At 59.1% G+C, this 24,503-nt stretch carries 19 protein-coding genes; 4 read left to right on the top strand and 15 right to left on the bottom strand.

Features of this window, described 5'->3' with window-relative positions; all coding sequences use genetic code 11:
- Positions 1–63: 63 nt before the first annotated feature.
- Positions 64–2,322: a TonB-dependent receptor gene (locus AC1DIS_RS12705; protein WP_477744043.1), complete on the bottom strand. Its 2,259-nt coding sequence runs from the start codon at positions 2,320–2,322 to the stop codon at positions 64–66.
- A 206-nt stretch (positions 2,323–2,528) separates the two neighbouring features.
- Here AC1DIS_RS12705 and AC1DIS_RS12700 point away from each other — a divergent pair, with 206 nt between their 5' ends.
- Together AC1DIS_RS12700 and AC1DIS_RS12695 are read left to right on the top strand one after the other, a co-directional pair.
- Positions 2,529–3,209, top strand: a complete 681-nt coding sequence (locus AC1DIS_RS12700; RefSeq protein WP_018929505.1) for a Fe2+-dependent dioxygenase — start codon at positions 2,529–2,531, stop codon at positions 3,207–3,209.
- Positions 3,206–3,961, top strand: a complete 756-nt coding sequence (locus AC1DIS_RS12695) for a tetratricopeptide repeat protein (protein WP_018929506.1) — start codon at positions 3,206–3,208, stop codon at positions 3,959–3,961. The genes AC1DIS_RS12700 and AC1DIS_RS12695 overlap by 4 nt, the downstream gene beginning before the upstream one ends.
- Before the next feature lie 91 nt (positions 3,962–4,052).
- Here the strand turns inward: AC1DIS_RS12695 and AC1DIS_RS12690 are convergent, their stop codons facing one another.
- The 5 genes from AC1DIS_RS12690 to AC1DIS_RS12670 form a co-directional block, all read right to left on the bottom strand.
- Positions 4,053–5,216, bottom strand: a complete 1,164-nt coding sequence (locus AC1DIS_RS12690) for a type III PLP-dependent enzyme (protein WP_018929507.1) — start codon at positions 5,214–5,216, stop codon at positions 4,053–4,055.
- Between the two features lie 511 nt (positions 5,217–5,727).
- Complete coding sequence (locus AC1DIS_RS12685) at positions 5,728–6,885, bottom strand: osmoprotectant ABC transporter ATP-binding protein OsmV (protein WP_018929508.1); 1,158 nt, start codon at positions 6,883–6,885, stop codon at positions 5,728–5,730.
- Positions 6,882–7,535, bottom strand: coding sequence for an ABC transporter permease (locus AC1DIS_RS12680; protein WP_018929509.1), 654 nt, complete (start codon positions 7,533–7,535; stop codon positions 6,882–6,884). Before AC1DIS_RS12680 ends, AC1DIS_RS12685 begins: the two co-directional genes overlap by 4 nt.
- An 18-nt stretch (positions 7,536–7,553) precedes the next feature.
- Positions 7,554–8,456, bottom strand: coding sequence for a glycine betaine ABC transporter substrate-binding protein (locus tag AC1DIS_RS12675; RefSeq protein ID WP_477744041.1), 903 nt, complete (start codon positions 8,454–8,456; stop codon positions 7,554–7,556).
- A 20-nt stretch (positions 8,457–8,476) separates the two neighbouring features.
- Complete coding sequence (locus AC1DIS_RS12670; RefSeq protein WP_086946000.1) at positions 8,477–9,193, bottom strand: ABC transporter permease; 717 nt, start codon at positions 9,191–9,193, stop codon at positions 8,477–8,479.
- Positions 9,194–9,553: 360 nt separating this feature from the next.
- Here AC1DIS_RS12670 and AC1DIS_RS12665 point away from each other — a divergent pair, with 360 nt between their 5' ends.
- A complete protein-coding gene (locus tag AC1DIS_RS12665; RefSeq protein ID WP_064616153.1) occupies positions 9,554–11,137 on the top strand; it encodes a peptide chain release factor 3 in 1,584 nt (527 codons plus the stop codon).
- 293 nt (positions 11,138–11,430) lie between these two features.
- Positions 11,431–11,646 (top strand): hypothetical protein, encoded by a 216-nt coding sequence (locus AC1DIS_RS12660; protein ID WP_018929513.1) that lies wholly within the window; start codon positions 11,431–11,433, stop codon positions 11,644–11,646.
- Between the two features lie 112 nt (positions 11,647–11,758).
- On the opposite strand, the gene AC1DIS_RS12655 is transcribed toward AC1DIS_RS12660, so the two are convergent.
- The 9 genes from AC1DIS_RS12655 to AC1DIS_RS12615 all read right to left on the bottom strand — a co-directional run bounded on the left by AC1DIS_RS12655 (position 11,759) and on the right by AC1DIS_RS12615 (position 24,401).
- Positions 11,759–12,739 carry a peptide ABC transporter ATP-binding protein gene (locus AC1DIS_RS12655; protein ID WP_477744040.1) on the bottom strand — a complete coding sequence of 327 codons (981 nt, stop codon included), beginning with the start codon at positions 12,737–12,739 and terminating at the stop codon, positions 11,759–11,761.
- Complete coding sequence (locus tag AC1DIS_RS12650) at positions 12,739–13,707, bottom strand: ABC transporter ATP-binding protein (RefSeq protein ID WP_064616156.1); 969 nt, start codon at positions 13,705–13,707, stop codon at positions 12,739–12,741. Before AC1DIS_RS12650 ends, AC1DIS_RS12655 begins: the two co-directional genes overlap by 1 nt.
- 10 nt (positions 13,708–13,717) lie before the next feature.
- Positions 13,718–14,629 carry an ABC transporter permease subunit gene (locus AC1DIS_RS12645; RefSeq protein ID WP_064621194.1) on the bottom strand — a complete coding sequence of 304 codons (912 nt, stop codon included), beginning with the start codon at positions 14,627–14,629 and terminating at the stop codon, positions 13,718–13,720.
- A gap of 11 nt (positions 14,630–14,640) precedes the next feature.
- Complete coding sequence (locus tag AC1DIS_RS12640; RefSeq protein WP_018929516.1) at positions 14,641–15,651, bottom strand: ABC transporter permease subunit; 1,011 nt, start codon at positions 15,649–15,651, stop codon at positions 14,641–14,643.
- Positions 15,652–15,724: 73 nt separating this feature from the next.
- Positions 15,725–17,320: an ABC transporter substrate-binding protein gene (locus tag AC1DIS_RS12635; protein ID WP_018929517.1), complete on the bottom strand. Its 1,596-nt coding sequence runs from the start codon at positions 17,318–17,320 to the stop codon at positions 15,725–15,727.
- 77 nt (positions 17,321–17,397) lie between these two features.
- Positions 17,398–18,831: an OprD family porin gene (locus AC1DIS_RS12630; protein WP_477744039.1), complete on the bottom strand. Its 1,434-nt coding sequence runs from the start codon at positions 18,829–18,831 to the stop codon at positions 17,398–17,400.
- A gap of 172 nt (positions 18,832–19,003) precedes the next feature.
- Positions 19,004–20,605, bottom strand: a complete 1,602-nt coding sequence (locus AC1DIS_RS12625; RefSeq protein WP_258613114.1) for an ABC transporter substrate-binding protein — start codon at positions 20,603–20,605, stop codon at positions 19,004–19,006.
- Between the two features lie 302 nt (positions 20,606–20,907).
- The gene (locus AC1DIS_RS12620; RefSeq protein WP_018929520.1) at positions 20,908–22,533 is read right to left on the bottom strand and encodes an ABC transporter substrate-binding protein; all 1,626 of its coding nucleotides are present in this window, start codon (positions 22,531–22,533) and stop codon (positions 20,908–20,910) included.
- A 257-nt stretch (positions 22,534–22,790) separates the two neighbouring features.
- Positions 22,791–24,401, bottom strand: coding sequence for an ABC transporter substrate-binding protein (locus AC1DIS_RS12615; RefSeq protein ID WP_477744038.1), 1,611 nt, complete (start codon positions 24,399–24,401; stop codon positions 22,791–22,793).
- Positions 24,402–24,503: the final 102 nt, after the last annotated feature.

Raw genomic sequence — 24,503 nt, 5'->3', positions numbered from 1 at the left:
AGCCCCGTTCACTTTGATGAACGGGGCTTTTGTCCAAGCGCTTTGGTCTTCACGCTTCTGTTATCAGAAGTGGAAGTTGGCACTCAACAGAGCAGTGCGGCCCGGCGCCACGTGGGCGTAGTGCGTCTGGAATACCTGGTCGAAGTAACGCTTGTCGGTCAGGTTTTGTACGTTGAGTTGCAGGTCGACGTTCTTGGTCAGGCGGTAGCTGGCCATCGCGTCGTAACGCCAGTAGGACGGAATCTCCACCGAGTTGGCGACGTTGCCGAACTGGGAATCGACGAAGGTCGCACCGGCACCGACGGTCAACTTGTCCGGCACCAGGTCGTAGGTCGACCAGAACGTGAAGTTGTTCCGTGGGGTGCTTGGCATGTGGTTGCCTTCATCGGCGGCGAGGGTGGTTTTGACCACTTCGCTGTCCATGTAGGTGTAGCCGCCGAAGACTCGCCAGTTACGGGTCAGCTTGCCGGTGTAGGTCAGTTCCAGGCCATTGACCTGCTGTTCGCCGTCCAGCACTTGGGTGGTGCCGCCGTCCGGATCGTTGATACGCGCGTTGGTTTTCTCGGTGCGGAACAGTGCGGCGGTCAGCGACAGGTCGTCACCGAAGAAGTCCCACTTGGTGCCGACCTCGTAGTTGCGGTTCTTTTCCGGGTCCAGACTGCTGTTGTTCGCCGCCAGTTCCAGGCCACCGTTGCCGCTGGTTTCGCCGGCCGGGTTGCTGGACGTCGAGTAGGCGGCATAGAGGCTGCCGTTTGGCAGTGGGTTGTAGACCACGCCGATCTGGTAGTTCACCAGGTCACTGGTGTTCTGACGGGAGAAACTGCCCGCTGGAGCCGTGCTGCTGGCGTTGGCGAAACCGCTGGATTCGACTTGGTAGTTGTCATAGCGCAGGCCCAGGTTCAGGGACCATTGCTCGTTGAACTTCAGGGTGTCGAACACGTAGGCCGCGGCGGTCTTGGTGTCGGTGTCGGTGAAGGCGTTGCTGTCGGTGATCGTGCCGTTCCAGTTATCCCCAGGCGTCGGGTTGTACAGGCTGGTGCAGTCGCCGGAGTTGAACAGGGCACGGTTGCACTGGGTACCGCTGGCGCTGGAAGTCAGGAGGTACGGGCGGTTGTGGGTGTCCTGATAGGAAAACTCCAGACCGCTCACCAGGCTGTGCTCGATGGCGCCGGTGTTGAATTTGGCACTCAGGTCGGTCTGGTTGATCCAGCCGCTGGACGTCGAGTTACGGCTCTTCGCGCCACGGTAGACACTGCCGTTGGCCACGTTGCCCTTGCTGTCGTCAGGGTTGGTGACGATGTAGTCCAGGGTTGAACGGGACATGCGAAAGCTGTTCGACACGGTCAGGCTATCGTTCAGATCGTGCTCGAGCTTGATCGTGCCGCTGTCGTTGCTGGTCTGGCGATAGTCGCGGCCGGTGAGGCCGTAGAAGTTGTCGCGGTTGACGTTGGCCGGCTTGTCGACGTTGTACTTGCTGCGGTTGGAGCTCAGGGTCAACGGGATGCCGTAGTCGGGCATGTCGTCGGTTTCGACGTGGTAGTAGCCGACGGTCAAGCGGGTGTCGGTGCCCAGGCCGAAGGCGAAGGACGGTGCCACGCCCCAGCGACTGACGTCCACGGCATCACGCCCGGCGACGTTGGCTTCGTGCTTCATCAGGTTCAGCCGGAACGCCGAGGTGTCGGTCATTTGCTGGTTCAGGTCGAGGGTGGTGCGCTTGGTCTGGTCCGAACCCCAGGTGAAGCCGCCGTTGTAGGCATTGCCCAGCTTGGCGGTCTTGCTCACCAGGTTCAGGCTGCCACCGGTGGAACCGGCGCCGGTGAAGGCCGACCCTGGGCCCTTGCTGACTTCGATCGATTCAACGTTGAAGATCTCGCGGCTCTGGGACGCCACGTCGCGCATGCCGTCGATGAACACGTCGCTTTCGGCGTTGAAGCCGCGAATGATCGGACGATCACCGGCCGGGTTGCCACCCTCGCCGGCACCAAAAGTGATGCCCGGCGTGGTGCGCAGGGCGTCGACCAGGCTGGTGGCGCCGGTGTCGCGAATCACTTGTTGCGGGATCACGGTGACGCTTTTCGGCGTCTCGCGCAGTGGCGCGGTGTACTTCTTGGAGGCCGAGGTATCGGTCTTGTAGGAGGTGTCATCCTGCTCGCCTACAACGCTGGTGGCGTCCAGGGATATGGCATTGCCGGGTGCTTTTTCGTCGGTCTTCTCGGCCGCGAAAACCATGTGGCCCGCAGAGCCGGCGGTGATCGCCACGCCAATTGCAGACGCGAGCAAACGCGGTGAACTGACCGTTGATTGTGGTTGTTGGCGTGACATGTGAATTCCCCTCCCCAAGGATTTGAGGTCGCGGAATGTAGAGTAAATACGTATCTGTATCAATTGCGAAACGTTGCTATTCGCAGCGAATTTACATTCTTTACAATTTGCCTTTACGGTTTTTGCGGTTTCATTCGTCTCTTGGGTTTTACATAAGTAATAAGAATCAATACCATTAACGTCCCTTTGCTTTCAGGTGTCTTTCCATGTTGTTGCACATTCCCGGCGTGTTCGCGAAAGAAGAAGTGCAGCGCATTCGCGAGGCCCTGGCGCAGGCGGATTGGGCCGATGGCAAAATTACCGCCGGTTATCAGTCGGCGAAGGCCAAGCACAATCTGCAATTGCCTGAAGGACATCCGTTGACCAAGGAAATCGGTGCGGCGATGCTCGAGCGGTTGTGGAAAAATCCGCAGTTCATGTCAGCGGCATTACCGCACAAGGTCTTCCCTCCGTTGTTGAACTGTTACACGGCCGGTGGCAGTTTCGACTTCCATATCGACAATGCCGTGCGTCAGCCCAAGGGCAGCATCGAGCGGGTGCGCACCGACCTGTCGGCGACGCTGTTCTTCAGTGACCCGGAGGATTACGACGGCGGCGAACTGGAAATCCAGGACACCTTCGGCACTCAGCGCGTGAAATTGCCGGCCGGCGATATGGTCCTGTATCCCGGCACCAGCCTGCACAAGGTCAACGCCGTCACGCGTGGAACCCGCTACGCATCGTTTTTCTGGACGCAAAGCCTGGTGCGTGAAGACAACCAGCGCGCTTTGCTGTTCGAGATGGACGGGGCGATTCAGCAACTGACCCAGGACATGCCCGACCATCCTTCATTGATCCGCCTGACCGGTACTTACCACAACCTGTTGCGTCGCTGGGTCGAGGTATGAGTTATCAATTGCGCCGCGAGGAAGTCCTCGACGGTGATCGCCTCAAGGCCATGCTGGAGGAAAGCCCGGCGCGCGCAGCCCAGGCGATTCTGATCGCCGCCCGTGAAGGTGTGCTGGATGCCCAGGCCTTGCTGGGACAGATTTTGCTGGACGGGCGGGGTATCGAGCGGGATCAGCCGCTGGCGCTGCGCTGGTTCGAGATTGCGGCTCAGCGCGGGCACTTGATGGCGCGCAACATGCTTGGTCGTTGCCATGAACATGGCTGGGGGTGCACCGCCAACGCCACGAGCGCCGCGGGGCATTATCGCCTCGCCGCCGAGGCAGGACTGGATTGGGCGATGTACAACTACGCCAATCTGCTGGCTACCGGGCGCGGGGTGGTCGAGGATCAGGCGCAAGCGCTGAATCTCTATCGGCATGCCGCTGAATTGGGCCACGCAAAGTCGATGAACCTGCTGGGGCGATACCTGGAAGAGGGGCGCGATTGCCCGGCAGATCCGCACGCTGCCCGTGACTGGTATCGACGCTCGGCTGAAGGAGGGGATTTTCGCGGTCAGTTCAGTTATGCGGCGATGTTGGCGGATGAAGGTAAGGTCGACGAGGCGTTGGTCTGGTTACGCAAGGCCTTGGACGGCGGGAATTTGAATTTCTTGCGGGTGGCGAACAAGGCGCTATTGACGTCGACCGATCCAAGAATTCATGGGCTGGCTACCGAGTATCAACAGCGTGCTCGAGAGCTGACGCCAGGATAGATCGTTCCCACGCCCCCGTGTGGGAGCGATCAGCGCAGGCACAAAAAAGCCCATGACACGTCATGGGCTTTTTGATTTCTGCGTGCAGTGCTTACACGTAGAACGATTTCAGCGGCGGGAAGCCATTGAACTCGACGGCGCTGTAGCTGGTGGTGTACGCACCGGTCGACAGCCAGTACAAACGATCACCAATGGCCAGGTTCAGCGGCAAACCGTACTTGTAGTTTTCGTACATGATGTCGGCGCTGTCGCAGGTCGGGCCGGCGATGACCACTTCTTCCATCTCGCCTTTCTTCTCGGTCCAGATCGGGAACTTGATGGCTTCGTCCATGGTTTCGATCAGGCCGGAGAACTTGCCCACATCCGTGTACACCCAACGCTCTACAGCGGTACGGGATTTACGCGCCACCAGCACCACTTCGCTGACCAGAATGCCGGCGTTGGCGATCAGCGAACGGCCCGGCTCCAGGATGATTTCCGGCAGGTCGTCGCCGAAGTCTTCCTTCAGGAAGCGGATGATTTCTTCAGCGTAGGTTTCCAGGCTGTTGGTGCGGGTGATGTAGTTGGCCGGGAAGCCGCCACCCATGTTGATCAGCTTCAGGTGGATGCCGTCTTCTTCTTTCAGGCGTTCGAAGATCACTTTGACCTTGGCGATTGCCGCGTCCCAGACGCTGATGTCGCGCTGCTGCGAACCGACGTGGAACGAGATGCCGTATGGCACCAGGCCCAGGTCACGAGCCAGGATCAGCAGGTCCATGGCCATGTCGGTCTGGCAGCCGAATTTGCGCGACAAAGGCCAGTCGGCAGTGGTCGAGCCTTCAGTCAGGATACGCACGTAGACTTTCGAGCCCGGAGCGGCCTTGGCGATGTTGCGCAGGTCGGCTTCGGAGTCGGTCGCGTACAGGCGCACGCCCTTGTCGTAGAAGTAGCGAATGTCTTTGGATTTCTTGATGGTGTTGCCGTAGCTGATCTGGTCGGCGCTGACGCCACGGCTCAGCACTTTGTCCAGCTCATAGATCGAGGCGATGTCGAAGCTCGAGCCTTTCTCTTTGAGCAGGTCGATGATTTCCACGGCCGGGTTGGCCTTGACCGCGTAGTAGACCTTGGCGAATTCGAAACCGGCACGCAGGTCGTCATAGGCCTGGGCGATCATCGCGGTGTCGATCACCACGAACGGGGTTTCTTGTTTGTCGGCGAAGGCCTTCATTTTCTGGAAGGTTTCGCGCGCGAAATAGTCTTCGACGTTGATCGACATGCTGGGAACTCCTACTGGCAAACTGAAATTATCAATGGGTGCAAATGAACGCCCTCCGTATCCCCACTTTGGTTCGCCTACTTCCCAAGGCATGTCGCCGAAAGCAAAAAGGCCATGGGAGGCGGTGCTTCCCTTGGCCTTGCTGTCTCGTCGTCAGTACTTGAGCCGGATGGATCGTTTCCAGCATGGACGTTCGGCGCGAACTTTAGGGCGTGAGGGGCTTGAGATCAACAAAAAATGTCGCGTTTTTGCACGCTTCCGTCGTGCGGTCCCTGACAGCTACTGATGTAACCGACCTGCGTGACAGTGTGATGTTCCCAAGACAAGGATTTTAGAAGGGAGCTTGCTTGGCTTTTGTGGCGAGGGAGCTTGCTCCCGCTGGGGCGCGTAGCGCCCCCAAAATCAGGCAATGCGGTTATTCAGAAGGATCGCATCGGCTGACTTCACGACTGCTTCGCGGCCGGACGGGAGCAAGCTCCCTCGCCACAAAAGCACTAGAACCTCATACAAGTCAGGCCAACGCAGTTTCCGCTGGCGAAACAATGCTGGTCTTGCCCCCACGGGACTTGCCGGAGCTCAAATATTCCGCAATCGATTCCTGAGTCACTTCCCCCAGAAACACCCGCTCGGCATCCATCACCGGCAGCCACGAGCGGTTGAACTCGTACATGCGCGACAGCAGGATGCGCAAATGCTCGTCGTACGCCGCGGTGGCGTTGAACTCGCGCAGGTATTGCGCGCAGGTGCCTGTCTGGCGATGCAGGTCGCGACGGCGCACGTAGCCCAAGGCCTTGTTCTCGGCACAGGTCACCACTACGTAGCGCCGGTCCAGTTCGTCCATCAATTCCAGGGCTTCGGCCACCGGGGTTTCCGGGCTCACCGACGGCGCGTTGTCCGCCGCATCTTCAGCCTTCACCAGCAGCAAGCGTTTGAGCGTGCTGTCCTGGCCGACGAAGTTGCTGACAAAATCGTCCGCCGGATGCGCGAGCAAGGTGTCCGGGTGGTCGATCTGCAACAGCTTGCCGGCGCGGAAAATCGCGATTTTGTCACCGAGCTTGATGGCTTCGTCGATGTCATGGCTGACCATGATCACGGTCTTGTTCAGCGCCCGTTGCATTTCGAAGAACTCGTTCTGGATCATTTCGCGGTTGATCGGGTCGACCGCGCCGAACGGTTCGTCCATCAACAACAGCGGCGCATCCGCCGCCAGCGCTCGAATCACACCGATCCGCTGTTGTTGGCCGCCGGACAATTCACGGGGGTAGCGAGTCAGGTATTGCTTGGGTTCAAGCTTGATCATGCTCATCAACTCGCGGGCGCGGTCGTGGCATTTCTGTTTGTCCCAGCCGAGCAGGCGCGGAACGATGGTGATGTTTTCCTCAATGGTCATGTTCGGGAACAGACCGATCTGCTGGATCACATAACCGATGTTGCGGCGCAGGGTCACTTCGTCGAGGTCGGTGGTGTCTTCGCCGTTGATCAGGATCTTGCCCGAAGTCGGTTTGATCAACCGGTTGATCATTTTCAGCGTGGTGCTCTTGCCGCAGCCCGATGGCCCGAGGAACACGCAGATCTCGCCTTCATTGACGGTCAGACTCACCGAGTCCACGGCTTTCACATCTTTGCCGTTGCTTTGGAAGGTCTTGCTGAGGTTTTGAAGTTCGATCATTTGAGCAGTCCTTTTGGAGTCAGCGTGCGTTGCAGCCATTGCAGAAGCAGGTCGGCGAAGATGGCCAGGAGACTGACCAGCACCGCGCCGACGATCAGCATCGACATGTCGCTGCGGCTGATGGAAGCGAGGATGAGTACACCGAGGCCACCGGCGCCGATGGTGGCGGCGATGGTCATCACGCCGATGTTCATCACTACGGCGGTGCGGACACCGGCGAGGATCACCGGCACGGCAATCGGCAGTTCGACCATGCGCAGGCGCTGACCGAAGGTCATGCCGATACCCCGGGCGGCTTCGCGAATGCCGGGTTCCACGCCGGTCAGCGCCAGGTAGGTGTTACGCATGATCGGCAGCAGCGAATAGAGAAACACGGCGGTGATTGCCGGCATCGGGCCCAGGCCCTGGCCGAACCTGGAATAGAACGGCAACAGCAGGCCGAATAGCGCAATCGACGGCACGGTCAGCAAAACCGTGGCGCTGGCTTGCAACGGGCCGGCCAATGTCGGGAAGCGGGTCATCAGGATGCCCAGCGGCACGCCGACCAGAATCGCCAGCGTTACCGCGATGCCAACCAGGGTGATGTGCTGCCAGGTCAGGTGCAGCACTAGCGGCCAATCGAGATGGGAAAAGGCGTTGAGAAATTCCATGTCTTTTTCTCCTCTGCCTTATTGAACAGACAGCAGTGGATGCTGGCGCAGGAAATCGGCGGCAACGGATGAAGGGCTTTCGTGATCGACATCGACCCGTGCGTTGAGCTGGCGCATGGTGGCGTCGTCGAACAGTTCGGCCAGTGGCTTGAGCTCTTCGGCGAGTTTCGGGTGGGCTTCGAGGTAGGCCTGGCGCACCACCGGCGCGGCGGTGTAATCGGGGAAGTAATGCTTGTCGTCTTCGAGCAGCTTGAGTTTGAAGGCGTTCAAGCGACCGTCGGTGGTGTAGACCAGGCCGGCGAACACCTGGCCGTTGCGCAGGGCGGTGTAGACCAGCCCGGCATCCATCTGGCGAATGTTATTGCGGGTCAGGTTCATGCCATAGAGATCAACCATGCCGCCCAGACCGTCGGAACGGTTGGCGAATTCGGTGTCCAAAGCGACGAGGTGATTAGTCTTCGCCTCGGCTTGCAACACCTCGTTCAACTGGCTGATGGTGTTGATCTGCGGGTAAGCCTTCGCGGTTTTTTCCGGCAGGGCCAGGGCGTAGGTGTTGCTGAATTTCGACGGAGTCAGCCAGATCAGGCCTTTTTTCTCGTCGAGTTCTTTCACCCGGGCGTAGGACTGCGCGCTGTCGAGTTTTTCAGTGACATGGTTGTAAGCCACCAGCGAGACGCCGGTGTATTCCCAGAGCATGTCCAGTTGGCCGCTTTCGTGAGCACTGCGGGCCAGATTGCTGCCCAGGCCGCCGGTTACCTGGGTGTCGTAACCCTTGGTGCGCAGGTATTGGGAGGTGATTTCCGCCAGCAGGGTTTGTTCGGTGAACACCCGGGCGCCAATGCGGATCACGGGTTTTTCAGCGGCTTGGGCGATTCCTGCGAACAGCAGAACGCAGCCTAGTAAAAAGCTTGATGTCTTCATGAGAATTCCTTTGCCGAGGCTTAAGACGGGCGCAGGCCGCGTTCGAGCCAGAGGCGGCTGGCGAGTGTCACCAGTCCGTCGAGCAGCAAGGCCAGCAGGGCGGTGCAGGCCGCGCCGAGCAGCAGTTGCGGCTGATTGTTCAGGGCGATGCCGGGGAAAATCAGGCTGCCCAGGCTGTTGGCGCCAATCAGGAACGCCAGCGGCGCGGTCCCGACGTTGATCGCCAATGCCACGCGCACTCCACCGATGATGATTGGCACGGCGTTCGGCAGTTCGACCCGGCACAGCACCTGAGTCGGGGTCATGCCGATGCCGACGGCGGCTTCCTTGAGCGAACCCTGAACGTTTTTCAGCCCTTCATAGGTGTTGCGCACGATCGGCAACAGCGAAGCCAGGAACAGAGCGAAGATTGCCGGACCGCTGCCGATGCCGAGGATGCCCAGGGCGATGGCCAGTACGGCGAGCGGCGGCACGGTGTTGCCGATGTTGAAGATCTGCATGAAGCGTTCGGCGCGTCCCACCAGGGGCGGGCGGCTTAAAACGATGCCGGCGGGGATGCCCACAACGAGGGCAGCCAGCATGGAAGCGAGGACAAGAATCAGATGAGCTTGCAGGTAAAACAACAAATCGTCGCGGTACTGTTCGATCGTGTTGATGCCAATCCAGTGGACCAGCAGGGCCAGAAGAGCGACGACAACCGCACCTCCTGTCAGCCCTTTGCCATAGCGAATAGCCACAGGCAGACTCCTTTTTTCAGTCGGCGAACGCAGTCCCGTGTGGCATGCCATTCCTGGCTGCCGGGAAAATAACGTTCGCGAGAAGCAGCTCTTCATGCTGATGAAACCGCATGAGATAGAGCCATAAGCGCAGCCTCGTCAGGCTAACTTGCTGATTTTTCAGCCCCTGACGATGGGTCGTAACAGGGGAGTGGACGTCTCCAGCTTTTAAAAGGTTCCATAATCAGCAGCATTTAGCCACCAAGAAGGAGCTGCCCGCGCTGATTACGGCCATCGGCAGCTCCTGTGCGTGGTGGTCCGTAGATCACTTTTTAAGCTATACTCGCCGCCCTTTTTTGAATCACCGCCAGGCGATTTCCCATGACCAAACAGGCCGCCGAAGTCGCGAAACGCCGCACTTTCGCCATTATTTCCCACCCCGATGCCGGTAAGACCACCATCACCGAGAAGCTCTTGCTGATGGGCAAGGCGATTGCGGTTGCCGGCACGGTGAAATCTCGCAAGTCCGACCGCCATGCCACCTCCGACTGGATGGAAATGGAAAAACAACGGGGTATTTCCATTACCACGTCGGTCATGCAGTTCCCGTATCGCGACCACATGATCAACCTGCTCGACACCCCGGGCCACGAAGACTTCTCCGAAGATACTTACCGCACCCTGACTGCGGTGGACTCGGCATTGATGGTCCTCGACGGCGGTAAGGGTGTAGAACCACGGACCATCGCCCTGATGGACGTCTGCCGTCTGCGTGACACGCCGATCGTCAGCTTCATCAACAAACTCGACCGTGACATCCGCGACCCGATCGAACTGCTCGACGAAATCGAAGCGGTCCTGAAGATCAAGGCCGCGCCGATCACCTGGCCGATCGGTTGCTACCGCGACTTCAAGGGTGTTTATCACCTCGCCGACGACTACATCATCGTCTACACCGCCGGCCACGGTCATGAGCGCACCGAAACCAAAATCATCGAGAAGCTCGATTCCGATGAAGCGCGCGCGCACTTGGGTGACGAGTACGAGCGTTTCATCGAGCAGCTGGAACTGGTGCAGGGCGCCTGCCACGAATTCAATCAACAGGAATTCCTCGACGGCCAACTGACCCCGGTGTTCTTTGGTACCGCGCTGGGCAACTTCGGTGTCGATCACGTGCTCGACGCTGTGGTCGACTGGGCACCGCAACCATTGGCCCGTGTCGCCAACGAGCGCACCGTCGAGCCGGTGGAAGAGAAGTTCAGTGGTTTCGTGTTCAAGATCCAGGCGAACATGGACCCCAAACACCGCGACCGCATCGCCTTCATGCGCATTTGCTCCGGCAAATACGAAAAGGGCATGAAGATGCGCCATGTGCGCACCGGCAAGGACGTGCGGATCGGCGACGCGCTGACCTTCTTCTCCTCCGAGCGTGAGCAACTGGAAGAAGCGTTCGCCGGCGACATCATCGGCCTACACAACCACGGTACCATCCAGATCGGCGATACCTTCACCGAAGGCGAAACCCTGGGTTTCACCGGCATCCCGCACTTCGCCCCGGAACTGTTCCGTCGCGTACGCCTGCGCGATCCACTGAAATCCAAGCAACTGCGTCAAGGCTTGCAGCAACTGGCCGAAGAAGGCGCCACCCAGGTGTTCTTCCCCGAGCGCAGCAACGACATCATTCTCGGCGCCGTCGGTGTGCTGCAGTTCGATGTGGTCGCCAGCCGTTTGAAAGAGGAATACAAGGTCGAGTGCTCCTACGAGCCGATCACCGTGTATTCCGCGCGCTGGATCGAGTCCGGCGACAAGAAGAAGCTTGAGGAATTCACCAACAAGGCCGTGGAAAACCTCGCCCTCGACGGCGGCGGTCACCTGACTTACCTGGCCCCGACCCGGGTCAACCTGGCACTGATGGAAGAGCGCTGGCCGGACGTGAAATTCCGTGCGACGCGTGAGCATCACTAAGCGCTGAGTTGCAAACCCCAAAGCCCCGATGCGCGAGTCTCGGGGCTTTTTATTGTCTGGGCTGTGTACCGCACTGAAGCGACTCGGTTGTCCGGGTGCGACAGGGTTCTTCCTTCCGTGCTCGGCGAGCCCGCATCACTTAGTTGATCTGGTTATAGGCATTATTCGAAACCAATCTCCCTTCTCACGGCATTTCCCGACCTTCGTTAGCGTCCTATCTGGAGAATCGCGCTAAATTTCTCTCTGCGCCATTCCGGCACCCATGCTTCACCCAAGAAAGGATGGAATCGGCTATGAGCATTATTCAACGCATAGTGTTGCTGCTGAAGGTTTTGGTGATGCTATCCCTCGGCACGTCAGCGGCGTGGGCGGAGTGCACGAACCATGATGAACAGGCCTGGAGCGGGCAAGGCGTGCACAGCGAGCTGATGCTCGCCGCATCGGAATCGGGTAGCTCGAACGATGATGACTCGACCGACGACCCGGACAGCAACGAAGACGACACTTGAGCCTGAATGACAGGCAAAAGAAAACCCCTTCTGCCTGACTGATGCGCAGTCGGGGCAGAAGGGGTTTGGTTAACTCAGCAAAAGCGCGCCCCGGCACCGGGGCGCGTTTTTTTCAGGCCGCGCCGTCGAGGAATTGCTCGGCGTAGTGGCAAGCCACCTGGCGAGTGTTGAGCAGACGCAGGGCCGGCTCTTCGATGGCACAGCGCTCGGTCGCGTACGGGCAGCGCTTGTGGAAGGCGCAGCCGGACGGCGGGTTCAGCGGGTTTGGCAGTTCGCCGACGATCTTGATTTTCGGCTTGTCCGGATCCGGGTGAATGGTCGGCGTCGCCGACAACAACGCCTGGGTGTACGGGTGCAGGGGACGGGTGTAGATGTCCTCTTTCGGGCCCATTTCCACCGGACGGCCGAGGTACATCACCATCACGTGATCGGCAACGTGGCGTACCACCGCCAGGTTGTGGGAGATGAACACGTAGGCGGTGTTGAACTCTTGCTGCAAATCCATGAACAGGTTGAGTACCTGCGCCTGAATCGACACGTCCAGCGCCGAGGTCGGTTCGTCCGCCACCAGCACTTTCGGCTGCAACATCATCGCGCGGGCCAGGGCGATCCGCTGGCGCTGACCGCCGGAGAACATGTGCGGATAGCGCTGGTAGTGCTCGGGACGCAAGCCCACCTGCTTCATCATCGCCTGGACTTTCTCGCGACGTTCGGCGGCACTGAGGTTGGTGTTGATCAATAGCGGTTCAGCCAGTTGATCACCGATTTTCTGCCGTGGATTCAACGACGCGTACGGGCTCTGGAACACCATCTGTACATCTTTGCGCAGTTGCTTGCGCTGAGCCTTGTCGGCGCCGGCGACTTCCTGCCCGGCGATTTTCAATGAGCCGGAGGATGGCTCTTCGATCAACGTCAGGGCACGGGCCAGGGTGGATTTGCCGCAACCGGACTCACCCACGACAGCGAGGGTCTTGCCGGCTTCCAGTTCGAACGACACACCGTTGAGGGCGCGTACGGTCGCATGACCCTTGAACAGGCCGCGAGACACTTCGTAGTGACGGGTCAGGTTGCGGGCGGTAAGTACGACGGCCATTACGCCACCTCCTGGTTCAACGGGTAGAAGCAGCGGGCGAGGCTGTTGCTTTTCTGGTCAAGGGCTGGACGCTGGGTGCGGCAATTGTCTTGCACGTACGGGCAGCGCGGCGACAGCAGGCAACCTTGCGGACGGTCGTAACGACCGGGAACGATGCCCGGTAGCGTCGACAGGCGCGCAGCACCCAGGCTGTGTTCTGGAATGGCCTTGAGCAGCGCTTCGCTGTACGGGTGCGCCGGAATGTCGAACAGTTGTGGCACCTGACCGACTTCAACCGCTTGGCCGGCGTACATCACGCACACGCGCTGGGCGGTTTCGGCCACGACCGCGAGGTCGTGAGTAATCAGCACCAGGCCCATGTTCTGCTCTTTCTGCAGGGCCAGCAGCAGGTCCATGATCTGCGCCTGAATCGTTACGTCGAGTGCGGTGGTCGGTTCGTCGGCGATCAGCAGTTTTGGTTCGCCGGCAATCGCCATGGCGATTGCAACACGCTGGCTCATGCCGCCGGAGAGTTGATGCGGGTAGGCATCCATACGGCTGGCGGCGCCGGGGATTTCCACTTTTTCCAGCAGTTCGATGGCGCGCTTGCGAGCGTCCTTCCTGGACATTTTCAGGTGCAGGCGCAGCACTTCTTCGATCTGGAAGCCCACGGTGTAGCTCGGGTTCAGCGCGGTCATCGGGTCCTGGAAGACCATGGCCAGGTCTTTGCCGACGATCTGTCGACGCTGACGGTTGCTGAGCGCGAGCATGTTCTTGCCGTCGAAATTCAGGGCGTCGGCGGTGACGATCCCCGGACGCTCGATCAGGCCCATCAGCGCCATCATGGTCACGGACTTGCCGGAACCCGACTCGCCAACGATGGCCAGCACTTCGCCCTTTTCCACGGATATGTCGAGACCATCGACCACCGGAACGGCGTTGGCGTCGCCGAAGCGAACGTTGAGATTCTTGATTTCTAACAGTGACATTTGAATCTCCTCAGGCGGCGTTCTTGAGTTTCGGGTCCAGCGCATCGCGCAGGCCGTCGCCCATCAAGTTGATTGCCAGCACGCTGAGCAAAATGGTCAAACCAGGCAAGCTCACCACCCACCAGGCGCGTTCGATGTAGTCGCGAGCCGAAGCCAGCATGGTGCCCCACTCAGGGGTTGGCGGTTGTACGCCAAGGCCGAGGAAGCCCAGTGCCGCGGCATCGAGAATCGCCGAGGAGAAACTCAAGGTGGCCTGAACGATCAGCGGCGCCATGCAGTTGGGCAGCACGGTGACGAACATCAGGCGAGGCAGACCGGCACCGGCCAGGCGCGCGGCGGTCACGTAGTCGCGGTTCAATTCGCCCATCACCGCGGCGCGGGTCAGACGAACATAGGACGGCAACGAAACCACGGCGATGGCAATAATGGTGTTGATCAGGCCAGGGCCGAGGATGGCGACAATTGCCACCGCCAGCAGCAGGGACGGCAGGGCCAGCATGATGTCCATCAGACGCATGATGGTCGGGCCGAGCACGCGCGGGAAGAACCCGGCGAACAGTCCCATCAGGATGCCTGGAATCAGCGACATCACCACCGATGACAAGCCGATCAGCAGGGACAGGCGCGAGCCGTGAATCAAACGCGACAGCAGGTCACGACCGAGTTCATCGGTACCCAGCAGGAACTGGATATGCCCGCTTTCCAGCCAGGAGGGCGGGGTCAGCAGGAAGTCGCGGTACTGTTCGCTCGGGTTATGCGGTGCGACCCATGGGGCGAAGATCGCGCAGAAAATCACCAGCAGCATGAACATCAGGCCGGCGACAGCGCCTTTGTTCCTGGAGAACGCATGCCAGAATTCTTTGTAGGGCGACGGATACAGCAGGCTTTGATCGACTGCTACCGGTGTAGTGAGAGTGGTCATGGTCATTGATCTCAGCGCTGATGACGGATGCGTGGGTTGGCAAAGCCGTAGAGGATGTCCACTACGAAGTTGACCAGAATCACCAGGCAGGCGATTAACAGGATGCCGTTTTGCACCACGGGATAGTCCCGTGCGCCAATGGCTTCGATCAGCCATTTGCCGATGCCGGGCCAGGAGAAGATGGTTTCGGTCAGGACCGCGCCGGCCAGCAGCGTGCCGACTTGCAGGCCGACCACGGTCAGTACTGGAATCAGCGCATTGCGCAGACCGTGCACGAATACCACGCGCGATGGCGACAGGCCTTTGGCGCGGGCGGTGCGGATGTAGTCTTCACGCAGCACTTCGAGCATCGACGAGCGGGTCATCCGCGCAATCACCGCCAGCGGGATGGTGCCGAGCACGATGGCTGGCAGGATCAGGTGATGCAGGGCATCGAAGAACGCTCCGACGTCATCGGCCAGCAACGTATCGATGAGCATGAAACCGGTGCGTGGCTCGATGTCGTAGAGCAGGTCGATCCGCCCGGATACCGGGGTCCAGCCCAGGCTCACCGAGAAGAACATGATCAGGATCAGGCCCCACCAGAAGATCGGCATCGAGTATCCCGCCAGGGAGACACCCATTACCCCATGGTCGAACAGGGACCCTCGCTTGAGTGCCGCGATCACCCCGGCCAGAAGGCCCAGGATGCCGGCGAACAACATGGCGGCCGAGGCCAGTTCCAGGGTCGCGGGGAATAGAGAGCTGAACTCGGTCCAGACGCTTTCACGGGTACGCAGGGATTCGCCGAGATCGCCGTGGGCCAGTTTGCCAATGTAATCCAGGTATTGGGCATACAGCGGTTTGTTCAGACCTAGGCGTTCCATTGCCTGAGCATGCATTTCGGGGTCGACCCGACGTTCGCCCATCATCACTTCCACGGGGTCGCCAGGAATCATGCGGATCAACGCGAAAGTCAACAAGGTGATGCCGAAGAACGTGGGGATCAGTAACCCCAATCGGCGGGCAATAAAACTAAACATCTTGTGTGGTACCTCATCAGCCGGTTAGGCATGCCCGGTATCGCTGGGGTCAGCGATGCCGGGCGTTTCTTATCTACTTCACCTGGGTGGTGGCGAAGTTGTTAGTGGTGAGGGGGCTAATGTGATAACCCTCTACGTTGGTGCGCATTGCAGTGAACATGCGGGTGTGCGCCATGCTGATCCATGGCTGGTCCTGATTGAAAACGTCCTGGGCCTGTTCGTAGAGCGCCGTGCGTTCAGCCGGGTTCACTTTGGCCCGTGCTTCGTCGATCAGCGCCTGGAACTTTTCATTGCACCAGCGAGCGTAGTTTTCGCCGTTCTTGGCGGCCTCACAACTGAGCATAGGCGTCAGGAAGTTATCCGGGTCGCCGTTATCGCCTGCCCAACCGGCGGACACCATATCGTGTTCGCCGTTCTTCGCGCGCTTGAGCATCTCGCCCCATTCCATGACACGAATATCGACCTTGATGCCGACCTTGGCCAGATCTGCCTGCATCATTTGTGCGCCGAGCATCGGATTAGGGTTGGTCGGGCCGCCGCCGTTACGGGTGAACAGGGTGAACACGGTGCCCTCCGGTACCCCGGCTTCCTTGAGCAGGGCACGAGCCTTGTCGAGGTCGCGAGGCGGGTTGGTCAGTTTATGGTTGTAGCCCAGCAGGGTGTCCGGGTACGGGTTGACCGCCACCGTCGCATTGCCTTTGCCGAACAGCGCGTTGACATAGGCCTCTTTGTCGAACGCGATGTCGATGGCTTTGCGCACCCGCACGTCGCTCATGTACTTGCGGGAGGTGTTCATGGCGACATAGGAGACGGTCATCGCGTTCAGTTCATCAACCTTCAGGTTGGTGTCTTTCTTGATGCTCGGGATGTCATCCGGTTTTGGATACAGCGCGATCTGGCACTCGTTGGCCTTGAGCTTTTGCAGGCGCACGTTGTTGTCGGTGGCAATCGCCAGGACCAGCGCATCAGCCGGTGGCTTGCCACGGAAGTAGTCCGGGTTGGCCTTGAAGCGCACCTGGGCGTCCTTGGCGTAACGCTGGAAGATGAACGGGCCGGTACCGACCGGTTTGTTGTTCAGGTCGCCGGTCTTGTTGGCCTTGAGCAGTTGATCGGCGTACTCGGCGGAGTAGATCGAGGAGAAGGCCATGGCAATGTCGGCCAGGAACGGCGCTTCGCGGCGGGTCAGGGTGAACTTGACCGTGTTGTCGTCGACTTTCTCTACGCTTTTGAGCAGTTCCTTGAAGCCCATGCTCTCAAAGTACGGGAAGCCCACGCTCGACAGCTTGTGCCATGGGTGATTCGGGTCCAGCTGACGCTGGAAGCTCCAGACCACGTCGTCGGCGTTCATGTCGCGGGTCGGCTTGAAGTAATCGGTGGTGTGAAACTTGACGCCTTTGCGCAGGTGGAACGTGTAGGTCAGGCCGTCTTCACTGATGTCCCAGGATTCGGCCAGCGCCGGAATCACTTCAGTGGTGCCGGGCTTGAAGTCCGCCAGGCGATTGAAGATGGTTTCGGCCACTGCGTCGGCTGTGACTGCAGTCGTGTACTGGGCCATATCGAAGCCTTCCGGGCTGGCTTCGGTACAGACCACCAAGGGTTTGGCCGAGACGCCAACAGCGACACTCAGCAATGCGGCAGCGATGGCCGCTCGTAGGGGAAGCATTTTCATCAAGAACCCTCTGCAATCGGTTGAACAGGAAAAAACCGGACGGCCGACTCGTCATGAGTCAGCCGTCGGCGTGCGTTTTACAAAATGTTGAACGGGATGGTGGTCACGAGACGGAACTCGTTGATGCTGCCATCCGCCTGGTTTTCGCTGGCACGGTGCGCGGTGTAGGTTGCGCGAACAGTGGTGGCCTTCAGCGGGCCGCTCTGCAGGGCGTAGGTCGCACCGATACCGTATTCGTAATGGGTTTCGCCATCCTGGGCCTGGATACCGTCGTAACCCTTGCCTGCTACGCCTTCATTGCCGGTGTAGTGAGTACCGTCGATGCCCCAGCCACGTGCCTGGTAGATGTTGAACTTCAGACCTGGCACGCCGTATTCGGCCATGTTCAGACCGTAGGCAATCTGGAAGGACTTCTCGTTCGGGCCGTTGAAGTCCGACAGCAGGGAGTTGGCCAGGTAGATGCCGTTGGTTTCGTGCAGGTAGTCGAAGTACTCGTTACCGTTCACTTCCTGGTAGGAGAAGGTCAGGCTGTGGGCCTGGTGGGTCAGGCCGAACGACAGGGAGTAGGTGTCGTTGTCGATTTTGCCTATGAGGGCTTTACCTTCTTCCTGGGTTTTGTAGTAGTTCAGGCTGGTGGTCAGGCTCAGGACCTGGCTGTCGCCCAGCACATGACTGGCGCCGAAGTAGTACTGGTTCCAGATGTCTTCGGCTTGGGTCGCCCAGAGGCTGGTGGTCAGGCTGGCGAATGGGGTGTAGGTGATACCGCCGGTGTAGATGTGATCGGTTTCAACGATGCCGTTGGCGTATTCGGTGCGGAATTTACGCTGGCTTTCTTCGGTACGCGGAGAGTTGCGATCGAAGGTGGCCAGGTCGAAAGCCAGGTTGTTCAGCTCTTCGCTGTGGATGGCCACACCTTCGAAGCTCGAAGGCAGCGCACGGTTACCGATGACATCGACCATCGGGCTGCTGAAGTTCATGCGGCCAGCGGTCAGGGTAGTGTTGGAGACACGGGCCTTGACGTTGGCCAGGCCCAGTTTGCTCCACTGGCCGACGGCGTCACCACCTTCTTCGGTCAGGGTACGGTTGTTGCCCGCGCCAGGACGGGTTCCCGGTGCGCCGCCGTTGTTGGACGCCAGATCCTTGCGATCACGATCCAGAGCGATGGCGTTGTAGGCCGCCACTTCGGTGCTGAAACCTACGGTGCCTTGAGTGAAGCCGGAGTTGTACTTGAGGATGGTGCCCTGAACCCAGTTGATACGACGATCAGTCGGGGTTGATACACCGTCTTTCTTGTAGCTGAACGTGCCGCCACGTTTCAGTTGCTCGTTGGCATACCAGTTACGCGTGCTACCGGTGATCGACTGCCCTTCGACGAAGCCAGTGGCTTCACTCTGAGCACTTTTCTCATTCACGGTAACCGGGGTGAACGCCTGGCTCTGGGACTCTGCGTAAGCCGTGGCGGTCACGCTGCTGATGGCCAAGGCCAATAACGCGGTGCTGCTCAGTTTCATGTGTGAAGCTCCTTTCTTTCTTTTTTTAATGCCGGTCTTTTTTGGTGATCCGGCTATTTGGTTTAGAACTCATTCAGGCTTCGCAAACGTTTGCTGCAGGCCGATTTGACGAATTACGGCAATACGCTTGCGTGAGGGCGGAATCCGCCCCCCAGCGTTTCTGGCTAATTGGTTATTGGTCGATACTGACGCCCGAGAACACGTTGCGACCGAAGGGGCTGACCTTGAATCCTTCGACTTTGGCGCTCAACGGCTGGTTGACCGTCGAGTGGGCGACCGGCGTGATCGGCACCTGCTGCTTGAGGTACTGCTGCGCCTGTTTGTAGAGCACGGTGCGCTGGTCGCGATCGGTGACGACCTTGGCCTGCTTGATCAGCTTGTCGTAGGTCGGATCACACCACATGGAGTAGTTATTGCCGCCAATGGCGTCGCAGCTGTACAGCGTACCGAGCCAGTTGTCCGGGTCGCCGTTGTCACCGGTCCAGCCGATCAGGCTGATGTCGTGCTCGCCGTTCTTGGTGCGCTTGATGTACTCGCCCCATTCGTAGCTGACGATCTTGACCTTGAGGCCGATCTTCGCCCAGTCCGCCTGGAGCATTTCGGCCATCAGCTTGGCGTTGGGGTTGTACGGACGCTGGACCGGCATGGCCCAGAGGGTGATTTCGGTGCCTTCCTTCACGCCGGCGGCCTTGAGCAGTTCCTTGGCTCTTTCCGGGTTGTAGGTGGCGTCTTTTATGGTGTCGTCATAGGACCACTGGGTCGGTGGCATGGCATTGACCGCCAGTTGACCGGCGCCTTGATAGACGGCGTTGAGAATGCCTTGCTTGTTCACCGCCATGTCCAGCGCCTGGCGCACTTCGAGCTGGTCGAAAGGTTTGTGCCGGACGTTATAGGCGATGTAACCAAGGTTGAAGCCGGGTTTCTCGATCAGCTGCAGTTTCGGATCATTCTTCAGTGCGGTTACGTCGGCGGGGCGCGGGTGCAGGGTGATCTGGCATTCATTGGCCTTGAGCTTTTGCACGCGCACCGAGGCGTCGGTATTGATGGCGAAAATCAGGTTGTCGAGCTTGACCCGGCTCGGGTCCCAGTACTGCTTGTTGCCGCTGTAACGGATGTTGGAGTCTTTCTGGTAGCTCTTGAACACGAACGGCCCGGTGCCGATCGGCTTCTGGTTGATCTCGCTCGGCTTGCCGGCCGCCAGCAACTGGTCGGCGTATTCGGCCGAAAGGATGGCGGCGAAGCTCATGGCGATGTTCTGGATGAACGCGGCGTCGACGTTGTTGAGCGTCATCACCACGGTCAGCGGCCCGGTCTTTTCGACCTTGGCAATATTCTTGTTCAGGCTCATCCCGTTGAAATACGGGAACTCGGTCGGATAAGCCTTACGGAACGGGTGCTGCGGATCGAGCATGCGATTAAACGTGAACAGCACGTCGTCGGCGTTGAAATCGCGAGTCGGCGTGAAGTATTTGGTCGTGTGAAACTTCACCCCTTCACGCAGATGAAACGTGTATTTGAGGCCGTCCTCGGAAATATCCCAGCGGGTTGCCAGGCCTGGCACGACATTGGTGGCGCCTTTTTCAAACTCTGCCAAACGGTTGTACAGCGGCTCGGCGGCGTCGTTATCGGTCGCAGTGGTGTACTGCGCGGTGTCGAAACCGGCGGGGCTGCCTTCGGAGCAGAACACCAGGCTGTTATTGGCGGCCTGGCTGATGGAAGTGGCGGCCAGCAGGCCGGTGCCCAGCAATGCGGATAAAACCAAGGAATGGCGCATGACGCTCCCTCTTTTTGTAGTGTTATTCAATGCGCCGCGATCCCGTCCGGGGACGTTGTGGCGGCATTGAGCTCAAACCAATACGGGCAGCAAACCGATAGCCCACACAGTCACTGGTCAGAACCCGACGGTAGGTGCCGTGGGTCTGGCAGTAAATGCGCTGAGTCCTAAAGACTCGTAGGAAAAGGCAACGCGTCCTAACCCCTGGCTGCGTCAGACAGCGGATTTGGATGTAGGCAAATTCCTAACTTCTCGGCAGAAAAAAGCAGCGGCGACACTGAAAACGTCGCCGCTGCCTTTTCTTATTTGCTGACGCTGACGCCGTAGAAGGAGTTCAAGCCAAATGGGCTGATCTTGAAGTCCTGCACGTTGGCGCGCATGGGTTGGAACACCGTCGAGTGAGCGATAGGTGTCATTGGAACAGCATCTTTGAGGACGTGTTGCGCCTGTTTGTACAGTTCGGTGCGCTTGGCCTGATCGGTGGTGCGTTTGGCTTCCTTGACGAGGCCGTCGAATTTCTTGTCGCACCATTTGGAGAAGTTGTTGCCACTCAGCGAGTCGCAGCCGAACAGCACGTTGAGCCAGTTGTCCGGATCACCATTGTCGCCGCTCCAGCCGATGATCATCGCCTGGTTCTCGCCGCCTTTGGAGCGCTTGATGTACTCGCCCCATTCGTAGCTGGTGATCTTCACGTTCAGGCCGATCTTCTTCCAGTCGGACTGCAGCATTTCAGCCATCAGCTTGGCGTTCGGGTTGTACGGACGCTGTACCGGCATCGCCCACAGAACGATTTCGGTGCCTTCCTTGACGCCGGCTTCCTTGAGCAGCTGCTTGGCTTTCTCAGGATCGTACTTGGCATCCTTGATGGTGGTGTCGTAGGACCATTGGGTCGGCGGCATGGCGTTGACGGCCAGTTGGCCTGCGCCCTGATAAACCGAGTCGATGATCTGCGGCTTGTTGACGGCCATGTCCAGCGCCTGACGAACGCGCAGGTCGGCCAGCGGGTTCGGCTCGTTGCTGCCCTTGACCTTGTCCATCACGTTATAGGCGATGTAGCCCAGGTTGAAACCAGCCTGCTCAGGCATCTTCAAAGTTTTATCTTCTTTGAGCGCCTTCAGGTCGGCTGGACGCGGGAACAGAGTGATCTGGCACTCGTTCTTCTTCAGCTTCTGGATGCGTACCGACGGGTCGGTGGTGATGGCGAAGATCAGGTTGTCGATCTTCACGTCATCAGGCTTCCAGTAGTCCTTGTTCCCGGTGTAGCGGATGTTGGAGTCTTTCTGGTAGCTCTTGAACACGAACGGGCCGGTGCCGATCGGTTTCTGGTTGATGTCGGCAGCCTTGCCTTCCTTGAGCAGCTGGGCAGCGTACTCGGCGGACTGGATCGAGGCGAAGCTCATGGCCATGTTCTGGATGAACGCGGCGTCTACGTCTTTGAGGGTGAACTTGACGGTGTGGTCGTCGACTTTATCGATCTTGGTGATGTTGGTATCCATCCCCATGTCGGTGAAGTACGGGAATTCGGTCGGGTACGCCTTACGGAACGGGTCATCCTTGTTAATCATGCGATTGAAGGTGAACAGCACGTCGTCGGCGTTGAACTCACGCGTCGGCTTGAAATACGGGGTGGTGTGGAACTTGACGCCTTCACGCAGGTGGAAAGTGTAAGTCAGGCCGTCACTGGAAATGTCCCACTTGGTCGCCAGGCCAGGAATCACGGCGGTGCCGCCGCGCTCGAACTGGGTCAGGCGGTTGAACATGGTTTCTGCAGAGGCGTCGAAGTCGGTTCCGGTGGTGTATTGACCTGGGTCGAAACCGGCCGGGCTTCCTTCGGAGCAGAACACCAGGTTAGACGCCGCTTGGGCGAAAGGTGCACTGGCTAACAGGCTTGCGCCGACTAAAAACGGAATGACCGCGTGTTTAAGCATGGTGGCCTCATGATTTGTTGTCATTTTTGGATTAGAGGACGACCTCGTGAGTCGACCTGCGGATACTTATGCAGGGGCCGTACCCAATGCAAGATCCGGAATGGCCACAAGTCCTAAAGAGTGGCACGAACGTACCTTAATGTCGCATATGTGTAAAAACTGATGTATTTGACCGTTTGCGCAGGTTTTTTACGGTGCAAGTCGTGCACCGATAAGGGGCGACCGGGGCGGTTGACGCACCCGGTTGGAGCCTGGTGTTACTTATTTATACCCACGCCATAGAACGGTGTGAGGCCAAACGGACTGATCTTGAAGTCGGTGACTTCCTTGCGCAGTGGCTGGAACACCGTCGAGTTGGCAATGGGTGTGATAGGTACTTGTTGTTTAAGGATTTGCTGGGCCTGTTGGTACAGTTTGACCCGCTGTTGTTTGTCCGTGGACACCTTGGCTTGCTGCACCAGTTTGTCGTAGACCGGGTCACACCATTTGGCGTAGTTGCTACCTTTCACCGCAGCGCAGCTGTAGAGCACGCCGAGCCAGTTATCCGGGTCACCGTTGTCGCCGGTCCAGCCGTAGATCATTGCGTCATGCTCACCGTTCTTGGCGCGCTTGATGTATTCGCCCCATTCATAGCTGACGATGTTGGCCTTGATCCCGACTTTCTCCCAATCCTGCTGGATCATCTGTGCCGACATCCGCGCATTGGGGTTGGAGGCGCGCTGCACGGTCATGGCCCACAGATTAATTGTGGTGCCGGGAGCAACTCCCGCTTCTTTCAGTAGCGCGCGGGCTTTGGTCGGGTCGTGCGGGGCGTCCTTGATGCTCGGGTCATACGACCATTGCGCCGGTGGCAAGGCGTTTTGCGCCAGTTGCCCGGCACTCTGGTAGACAGCCTTGATGATCGCCGGCTTGTCGATGGCCATGTCCAGCGCCTGACGCACCTTGAGCTGGTCCAGCGGTGGGTGGGTCACGTTGTAGGCAAGGAAGCCGAGGTTGAAACCGGCTTGCTTGAGCACCCTCAGATTCGGGTCTTGCTCCATCACTTCGATGTCTGCCGGGCGTGGGTAGCCGCTGACCTGGCACTCGCCGGCCTTGAGTTTTTGCAAGCGCACGGCGGCGTCCGGGGTGATCGAGAAAATCAGGTTGTCGAGTTTCACGTCCTCGGGTTTCCAGTAGGCCTTGTTGGCGGCGTAGCGGATTTGCGAGTCCTTTTGGTAGCGCTTGAACACGAACGGGCCGGTACCGACGGGTTTCTGGTTGAGGTCGGCGGCTTTGCCTTCCTTTAACAGTTGGGCGGCGTATTCGGCGGATTGCACCGAGGCGAAGCTCATGGCGAGGTTTTGCACGAACGCGGCGTCGACGTTGTTCAGGCTGAAGCGCACGGTGTGGTCGTCGATCTTGTCGATGCTTTTGATCGTGGTGTTCAGGCCCATGTCGGTGAAGTACGGCGACTCGGCGGGGTAGGCCTTGCGGAAGGCGTTGTCCGGGTCGAGCAGGCGCTGGAAGGTGAACAGCACGTCGTCGGCGTTGAAGTCGCGGGTGGGGGTGAAGTAGTCGGTGGTGTGGAATTTCACGCCGTCGCGCAGGTGGAAGGTGTAGGTGAGGCCGTCCTCGGATACGTCCCATTTTGTTGCCAGGCCGGGTTCGATTTCGGTGCCGCCGCGTTTGAATTGGGTGAGGCGGTTGAAGACGGTTTCGGCCGAGGCATCGAAGTCGGTGCCGCTGGTGTATTGGCTGGGGTCGAATCCGGCAGGGCTGGCTTCGGAGCAGTAGACCAGGGTGGTGGCGGCTTGGGCGGCTTGTGCGAGTGATGCGGTTGTGGCGAGGGCGAGTGCGAGCAGAAGTGGTTTGACGGTGGTTCTTTCCATGGAGTCCCCGGGATTTGAGCAGCGATATTTTCCTGAGAGTAGCGTTGTTGGCGGGGAGGGCGGAAATATCGTTTTTTGAGGGGGACCCCTCTATCCGGGCAT

The organism is Pseudomonas sp. 05N433, assembly GCF_056396925.1.
Note: the sequence above shows the minus strand (reverse complement) of the source record. Positions and strands in the feature narration are given on the sequence as shown.